7 protein-coding genes are annotated in these 8299 nt (G+C 70.4%); 5 read left to right on the top strand and 2 right to left on the bottom strand.

Features of this window, described 5'->3' with window-relative positions:
• The first annotated feature begins 162 nt into the window (after nt 1–162).
• Both ACFQ53_RS15375 and ACFQ53_RS15370 read left to right on the top strand, forming a co-directional pair.
• The gene (locus ACFQ53_RS15375; protein WP_377861164.1) at nt 163–585 is read left to right on the top strand and encodes a hypothetical protein; all 423 of its coding nucleotides are present in this window, start codon (nt 163–165) and stop codon (nt 583–585) included.
• A 232-nt stretch (nt 586–817) separates the two neighbouring features.
• Nucleotides 818–1288, top strand: a complete 471-nt coding sequence (locus tag ACFQ53_RS15370; protein ID WP_152354650.1) for an SRPBCC family protein — start codon at nt 818–820, stop codon at nt 1286–1288.
• 72 nt (nt 1289–1360) lie between these two features.
• Here ACFQ53_RS15370 and ACFQ53_RS15365 read toward each other — a convergent pair whose 3' ends face one another.
• Entirely contained in the window at nt 1361–2320 is a 960-nt protein-coding gene (locus ACFQ53_RS15365) for a sugar-binding transcriptional regulator (protein WP_249477444.1), read from the bottom strand.
• A 192-nt stretch (nt 2321–2512) separates the two neighbouring features.
• On the opposite strand from ACFQ53_RS15365, the gene ACFQ53_RS15360 reads away from it, so the two are divergent.
• The 3 genes from ACFQ53_RS15360 (at nt 2513) to glpK (ending at nt 6689) form a co-directional block, all read left to right on the top strand.
• Nucleotides 2513–4249: a glycerol-3-phosphate dehydrogenase/oxidase gene (locus ACFQ53_RS15360; RefSeq protein ID WP_377861161.1), complete on the top strand. Its 1737-nt coding sequence runs from the start codon at nt 2513–2515 to the stop codon at nt 4247–4249.
• A 114-nt stretch (nt 4250–4363) separates the two neighbouring features.
• Nucleotides 4364–5086: an MIP/aquaporin family protein gene (locus ACFQ53_RS15355; protein ID WP_152354654.1), complete on the top strand. Its 723-nt coding sequence runs from the start codon at nt 4364–4366 to the stop codon at nt 5084–5086.
• A 67-nt stretch (nt 5087–5153) separates the two neighbouring features.
• Entirely contained in the window at nt 5154–6689 is a 1536-nt protein-coding gene (gene glpK, locus ACFQ53_RS15350) for a glycerol kinase GlpK (RefSeq protein ID WP_377861159.1), read from the top strand.
• 94 nt (nt 6690–6783) lie between these two features.
• Here the strand turns inward: glpK and ACFQ53_RS15345 are convergent, their stop codons facing one another.
• Nucleotides 6784–8229 (bottom strand): N-acetylmuramoyl-L-alanine amidase, encoded by a 1446-nt coding sequence (locus ACFQ53_RS15345; RefSeq protein ID WP_377861157.1) that lies wholly within the window; start codon nt 8227–8229, stop codon nt 6784–6786.
• Nucleotides 8230–8299 lie beyond the last annotated feature (70 nt).

Below are 8299 nucleotides of genomic sequence, written 5' to 3'. Positions count from 1 at the left end.
AAACAGGCCCTCGCCCAGCTCGCAGCCGCCTACCCCGACCGCATCAACCCCTACCTCTGAACACCACCACTTACACAGACAGATTGACAGGCTCGGCGACTCGACCCGATCCGTGTGGAGGCGGACGTGTCCCCGGCGGGGACCGCGGGCACGGTGTGGGAGATGCACGAACGCTTCCGCGTGTTCCGCGAGGACGACACCGACCTCCTGACCCCACAGGCCGTCGCACAGCTCGACGCCGTCTGGGACTCGATGCAACGCAGGCAGGACGACTACGAGCAGCGCCGCGATACCGAGGCCGGCACCGGCGCCGGCGCGGAGGCGCCGTCTCCCGGCCCCTCTCGGCTGGACTCGCCCTGGCCGGTCCGGCCTGGTGTCCCGGACCCGTGGCCCCGCGTGGACATGGACCACGCCGGAGCCCCCGACCTCGAAGAAATCCCCGTCGAGAAGCCCGTCCGACGCAGATACCAACCACTCCCGACCTTCCACTACGACGGAGACATCCCCATCAGCGCCACCACCCGACGACCACGCAAACGCCAGGACCCACCTCCGAAGTTCGACCCCGGACCACCACCCTTCTGACCCGCAGGAACAGCCCGGTCAGTCTCGACAGGGCGCGAGGTCAGACCCCGCACAGCACCACCCCACCCGTAGAGGGGCACACCACCGTGCCCCTCTACAGGCACGCCCGAAGACAGCGACGCCGCAGTTCGCCCCGTGCCGTCTCCCAGCGTGCGCGCCCCGCGCGACCAACGTTCGCCCAGGTCGGCGACGCCCCGTGACATCTCCAGGTGATGGTGGCACGGTGGGGGACATGACCACGAACGAGACCAGCATCTCCGTCAGCCGCACCATCGACGCCCCCGCCGGGGACATCTTCGACCTGCTCTCCCTTCCTGCCCGGCACCACGAGTTCGACGGTTCCGGCTTCGTGCGCAGCGCCGAGGACACCGAGCGCATCACGAAGGTCGGCGAGCAGTTCGTCATGAACATGGAGGGCGAGCACATGGGTGGCGAGTACAAGATGTACAACCACGTCACCGCCTTCGACGACGGCAAGATGATCGGCTGGAAGCCCGCCAACGAGGACGCCAAGGACGACCCGAAGGGCTGGGAGTGGCTCTACACCCTCGAGTCCCAGGGATCCGACTCCACCCTCGTCACCCTCACCTACTCCTGGACCGACGTCACCGACAAGGACCTGCTGAAGATCTTCCCGCTCGTCTCCGAGGAGCAGCTCGAGCAGTCCCTCGCCGACCTAGCGGGCGCCGTCTCCGGGAGCTGATCGCGGACCCCTGATCGCGGAGCACTGATCACTGCGGTCGACGAGGTCCGGTCCCGATGCGCCGGCTCCGGCTCATCCCAGATGCACGAGCCGGTTCGCCGTCACCTCGTCGACCACCACATCGGTCGCGCAGCCCGCGAGCAGCGCCGCCCTCAGCGGCGCCGCCTTGCGCGGGCCCGCCGCGACCAGCACGCGCCGGGGGATCCGGGCCAGATCCGCAGGGGTCGGCCCGGATCCTCGCGCGTTCAGCGGCACGTCGTCCCAGCTGCCGTCGGCCCGCAGGAACGTCGTGCACACGTCCCCGACCACCCCGTCGGACCGCAGATCGTGCACATCCCGCGCCGACAGATACCCCGAGGTGTACACGTGGCTGGGGACTTCGGCGTCGAACGCGCCCACGCCGAACACCGCCAAGCGGCAGCGTGACTGCAGAGCGAGCACCTGGCGCACCGAGCGCTCCCGCCACAGCGCCTCGCGGGTGTCCGGGTAGTCGAAGAACGCCGGCACCGGGAACAGGTGCACGCTCGCGCCCCAGGACGACGCCGCCTGCGCGAGCACTGTCGACACATACCCCAGGCCTGAGCCCTGCGGATTGATCGCGCCGTTCAGCTGCACGATCGCGAGCCCCGGCACCGGCCGCGCCTCGGCGGCCTCGACGAGCGCCGCGACCGTCGTCCCCCAGGCCATGCCCATCACCGAATCCGGCTGCTGGAGCGACTGCACGAGCGCCGCGCCCTCCGCCGCCACCGCGTCGAGCCGCTCGCGCTCCGTCGACTCCGCGACGGACGGCACCACGTGCACCGCCACCCCGTACGACTGGGCGATCTCCTCCTGCAGGTCGCCCGCCCGCCGCGCGCCGGGCGCATGCAGGCTCACGCGAACGATCCCCTCGTCCCGCGCGGTCGCGAGCAGACGCGAGACCGTCGACCGGGAGACGCCCAGGTGCGAGGCGATCGCCTCCATGGTCTGCGTCTGCTGGTAGTACATCCGTGCAGCCTCGAAGGCCGCCGCCCGTCGCGCATCCGCTCTCACCCCGGCAGTCTTGCACATCCGTGCACTCCGGTTGCTCGCGGCGCACATCGTCCCGAAGATGGAGACATATCGGCCAGCGGAGCCCGTGCGGCGGCATGCCCTCCCTCCTGGAGCGCTCGCCCAGCTCCCGCCCCGTCGGCCGACGTCCCAGACGTCGTCATCCGATGACGCACAGCTGACGAAGGAGCGCACGTGCCGTCGCAGAACGCCACCACCCTGAACGCCGCGAGCCGCACCGAGAGCCTTGATCGACTCCGGGCCGCCACGGCCGAGAACCCCCTGGACGTGCTCGTCGTGGGCGGAGGCGTGAACGGCGCAGGCGCCGCCTTCGACGCCGCGACCCGCGGCCTGGACGTCGCCGTCGTCGAGGCCCACGACTGGGCCAGCGGCACCTCCTCCCGCTCCTCGAAGCTCATGCACGGCGGCCTGCGCTACCTGCAGATGCTCGACTTCAAGCTCGTCGCCGAGGCCCTGCGCGAGCGCGATCTGCTGCTCACGCGCACCGCCCCACACCTGGTCAAGCCCATCAGCTTCGTCTTCCCGTTCTTCAAGCGCGTGGTCGAGCGCGCCTTCATCGGCTCCGGCGTCATGCTCTACGACGCCATGCAGTCGATCGGCCGCAAGCGCGCGGTGCCCTTCCACCGCCACCTCAGCCACCGCCGCATGATGAACGTCTTCCCCGCGCTCGACGGCGAGAAGATCGTCGGCGCGCTCGAGTACTACGACGCTCAGGAGGACGACGCGCGCTTCGTGATGATGCTCGTCCGCTCCGCGCTCGAGTACGGGGCGAGCGCCGCGACGTACACGCGCGTCGTCTCCTACCTGCACGAGGGCGACCGCGTGGTCGGCGCCCGTCTGCGCGACGAGGAGACGGGCGAGGAGTTCGACGCCCACGCGCGCGAGACCATCCTCGCCGCGGGCGTGTGGACCGGCGACCAGCAGCACGTCGCGGGCGCGACGACCGGCCTCGAGGTGCTCGCCTCGAAGGGCGTGCACATCACCGTGGCCCGGGATCGCATCCCCGCCGCCCCGGACACCGGGATCATCACGCAGACCGAGAAGTCCGTCCTGTTCATCATCCCGTGGGACGAGTACTGGGTCATCGGCACCACCGACACCCCGTGGAAGGAGGACCCCGCGCACGTCGCGGCGACCTCCGACGACATCGACTACATCATCGAGCACGCCAACGCGGTGCTCGACCACGACCTCACCCGCGACGACGTGGTCGGCACCTACGCCGGGCTGCGCCCCCTGCTGCAGCCCGTCAAGGACGCCGGCGGAGCCTCCACGAAGGTCTCCCGCGAGCACACGGTCATGGAGGTCGAGCCCGGCCTCACCGCGATCGCCGGCGGCAAGTACACGACCTACCGCGTCATGGCCGAGGACGTCGTCGACTTCGCGATCAAGGACGTCTTCCCCGGTCGCCCCTCGATGACGACCGTCGTCCCGCTGATCGGCGCCCAGGGCTTCGAGGGCATCCGCCGCGAGAAGGACGAGATCGCGAAGCAGTACGGCTTCGACGAGCTGCGCACCGATCGCCTGCTCATGCGCTACGGCACCCTGCTTCGCGACGTGCTCGCCCTCATCGACGAGGACTCCTCGCTCGGCGAGCCGCTGAAGGACGCGCCGCGCTACCTGCGGGCCGAGGTCCTCTACGCCGTCCGCGCCGAGGGCGCCCTGCACCTGGCCGACCTCATGCTGCGCCGCACCCGCCTCGACTACGAGGTGCGCGACCGCGGCGCCGCCGCCTCCGAGGAGATCGCCGACATCATGGCCGGCGAGCTCGGCTGGGACCGCGCGACCCGCGACGCCGAGGTCGGCGCCTACCGGGCCTTCGTCGATGCGCGCCTGGCCGGCGAGGCCACCCACTCCGACGCCGAGGCGGCCGCAGCCGTCGCCTCCGCCCAGGAGGTGCCCCGCAGCTGACACCCGGTCGCTGACCGACCACCCCGCGCGCGGTCCCGATGGCCGCGCGCGGGACCCCTTCATCTGGCCGCATCGTTGCGGCATCCCACTCGACGAGGAGAATCCATGGGAACCATCGGCACGATCATGATCTACGAGATCATGGGCACCGCGATGCTGACGCTGCTGGGCTGCGGCGTCGTCGCGAACCACACGCTGGCGAAGACGGGCGGCCATGGCGGCGGCCCGCTCATGATCCACTGGGGCTGGGGCCTCGGCGTGTTCGTCGGCGTCTACGCCGCCTACAAGACCGGCGCGCACCTGAACCCCGCCGTCACCATCGGCCTGGCGGTCTCGGGCGCCGGCGAGTACGCGCCCGGCATCCCGGTCACGGTGGGCACCACGCTCGCCTACTTCGCGGCGGAGATGATCGGAGCCTTCCTGGGAGCGGTGTTCGTCTGGCTCGCCTATCGCAACCACTACGACCAGACCGAGGACCAGGCGACCGTCCTCGGCACCTTCTCCACGGCCCCCGGCATCCGCAGCTACGGCTGGAACGTGCTCACCGAGATCATCGCGACCTTCGTGCTCGTGTTCATCATCCTGAACTTCGGCAACACCCCGGTCGACCTCGGCCCCCTCGCGGTCGCCCTTCTGGTCGTCGCCATCGGCGCCTCCCTCGGCGGGCCGACGGGATACGCCATCAACCCCGCGCGTGACCTCGGGCCGCGCATCGCCCACGCGCTCGTGCCCATCAAGGGCAAGGGCGGCTCCGACTGGAGTTATGCCTGGGTGCCGATCGTCGGCCCCGTGATCGGCGCGATCATCGCCGGCCTCGTCGTCCAGATGGGATTCTGAGACCAGGCCACCCGGAGCACCCGCTTCACCGACACCATCACCGCAGCAAGGGACTGAAGGAGTTTCCGTGACTGACGAGAAGAAGTACATCCTGGCGATCGACCAGGGCACCACCTCGACCCGCGCGATCGTCTTCGACCACGGCGGCCAGATCGTGGCCACCGGGCAGAAGGAGCACGAGCAGATCTTCCCGAAGTCCGGGTGGGTCGAGCACGATCCGATCGAGATCTGGCGCAACACCCGCGCGGTCGTCGCCGATGCCCTCCAGCAGGCGGAGATCAACCGACACCAGCTCGCCGCCGTGGGCATCACCAACCAGCGCGAGACCGCGGTGGTCTGGGACAAGAACACCGGCGAGCCCGTCTACAACGCGATCGTCTGGCAGGACACCCGCACGCAGAAGATCTGCAACGAGCTCGCGGGCGACGAGGGCGCCGACAAGTACAAGGAGCGCGTGGGCCTCCCGCTCGCGACCTACTTCTCCGGCCCCAAGGTCAAGTGGATCCTCGACAACGTCGAGGGCGCGCGCGAGAAGGCCGAGGCCGGGGACCTGATCTTCGGCAACACCGACTCGTGGGTGCTGTGGAACCTCACCGGCGGCCAGAACGGCGGCGTGCACGTCACCGACGTCACCAACGCCTCCCGCACGATGCTCATGAACATCGACACCCTCGACTGGAACGAGGACATCGCGAAGGACATGGGCATCCCGATGTCCATGCTCCCCGAGATCAAGTCCTCCTCCGAGGTCTACGGGTACGGCCGCAAGAACGACCTGCTCATCGACACCCCGATCGCCGGCATCCTCGGCGATCAGCAGGCCGCGACCTTCGGCCAGGCGTGCTTCGAGGTGGGCCAGGCCAAGAACACCTACGGCACCGGCAACTTCATGCTCATCAACACGGGCGAGGAGCTGGTGCGCAGCGAGAACGGGCTGCTCACCACCGTCGCCTACAAGATCGGCGACAGCAAGCCGGTCTACGCGCTCGAGGGCTCGATCGCCGTCACCGGCTCCCTCGTGCAGTGGGTCCGCGACAACCTGGGCCTCATCAAGAGCGCCCCGGAGATCGAGGACCTCGCCAAGAAGGTCGACGACAACGGCGGCTGCTACGTCGTCCCCGCCTTCTCCGGGCTGTTCGCGCCCTACTGGCGCGCCGACGCCCGCGGCGCGATCGTCGGCATGACGCGGTACATCAACAAGAACCACATCGCGCGGGCGACCCTGGAGGCCACCGCCTTCCAGTCGGCCGAGGTGCTCGAGGCCATGAACGCCGACTCCGGCGTGGACCTCACCGAGCTCAAGGTCGACGGCGGCATGGTCCAGAACGAGACCCTCATGCAGTTCCAGGCCGACATCCTGGGCGTGCCCGTGGTGCGTCCGGAGGTCATCGAGACCACCGCGCTCGGCGCCGCCTACGCCGCCGGCATCGCGGTGGGCTACTGGGACGGCGAGCAGGACGTCATCGACAACTGGGCCGAGGGCAAGCGCTGGGAGCCCGACATGGATCCCGAGACCCGCGAGCGCTCGCTGCGCCTGTGGAAGAAGGCCGTCACCAAGACCTTCGACTGGGTCGACGAGGACGTGGAGGCCGCGACCGCCTGAGCATCGGGCAGTCGTTCGGCCGACGGGCCGAGAGGTCGACGGGGCGGGGCATCGGAGCATCCGGTGCCCCGCCCTTCCCGTGCCTCCGTCCGGGTCACACGTCCCGGATCTCGCTCTCCCGCACGAAGCCGAAGCGGTGGTTGATGCTCACGCGCAGCCAGCGGGTGTTGTCACCGACCCACATCCCGCCCGTGCCGTCGACGTCGGGCGCCCAGTAGTAGCTGCCGCGCACCTCGTCCTCGACCACGTACGACTGGCCGGGAGCGAGCTCGTAGGGCAGGGGATCCGTGCTCGAGGGCTCCAGTCCCGCCTCCTCGAAGGCTGCTTCCGCCGGGTAGGCGGAGCCCGTCGCCCGGACGGGTGCGGAGCCGCGGGGCGTCACCCGTCGGGCCCGACGGGGGCCCTGGGCGAGGGTGGGCCTGCCGCCCGCGTCGGTGCGGCGCACCCAGCCGATCTCGCCGCCGATCCACAGCCCCGCCCAGTCGCGCCGCTGCTGCGCGATCGCGAAGGACTGGCCGTGGGCGAGCTGCGCGCCCCAGTCGCAGATGCGGTCGCTGCCGCCGTTCGGGGTGTCGTCGGCCGCGAGAGCGGGGTCGGCGAGCAGGGGCGCGTCCTCGCGCGGGGCGGCGCGCACGGGCACGGCGGAGGAGCCGTGCGCAGGGAGGGCGCCGCCGTCCTCGGTGCAGCTCGTGAGGGTGAGGGTGTTCGAGCGCAGCGAGGGGGCGATGGTCGCGACCCCGCGCAGTCGGCCCGTCGTCGCCCGCGGCAAGCGGATGCCCGCGGCCTCCATCAGCGCGGCCCAGTCGAAGTAGGCGCCGGGGTCCCAGTGCATCGCGGCTTGGCTCGCGGTCGAGGACCCCGGGATGTCCTCGTGCGCGACCACGTGCTCGCGGTCCCGGGGGATGTCGTAGCGGCGGCACAGATGGGCGATGAGCTTCCCGGTCGCCTCGTACTGGGCAACGGTGAAGGACTCGGCCTTCTCCGCGTAGCCGATGATCTCGATGCCGATCGAGGACTGGTTGAAGGTCCAGTTCCCGGCGTGCCAGGCCATGTCCTGGACGCGCACCATCTGCGTGATGTGGCCGTCCTCCCTGATCACGTAGTGGATCGAGGTCTGGCTCGCGGGATCCTGGAAGATCCGGACCGTGCCCTCGTAGGTCTCCTCGGTGTCGTGGACGACGATGCTCGTGATGTCCCGGGCGGTGCGCCCGCCCAGCGTGTAGTTCGCGTAGTCCTGCGGGTCCTCGCCCGTGGACTCGTAGGCCGCCGGGCGCACGTCGCAGGAGACGCCGCGCGGGCAGTCCGGGGTGAAGGGACCGTCGGGAGGGGAGAGGGGGCCGACGGGGCGGGTCCCGTGGCCTCCGCCGTGGTCGTGACCATGGCCGTGACCATGCCCGTGCCGGCCTCCGCGGCCGCGCAGCCTCTCGTGGTCGGTGGAGTCGGCGTCGGGCGCCGCCTCGGCGGCGACGGGGACGGCGAGCGCGCTCGCGGTGAGCGCTGCGAGCGCGGTCCGGCGGCCGATGGGGGAGGGGGATGACATGCGTGACTCCTTCGTCGGGTGCAGAGGAGTCTTCCACTCCGCGTCGTCCGCGCGGAAGTATTCTCCGGAA

Origin of the sequence: Brachybacterium sp. NPDC056505 (assembly GCF_042794925.1) — a bacterium.
GTDB lineage: Bacteria > Actinomycetota > Actinomycetes > Actinomycetales > Dermabacteraceae > Brachybacterium > Brachybacterium kimchii.
Note: the sequence above shows the minus strand (reverse complement) of the source record. Positions and strands in the feature narration are given on the sequence as shown.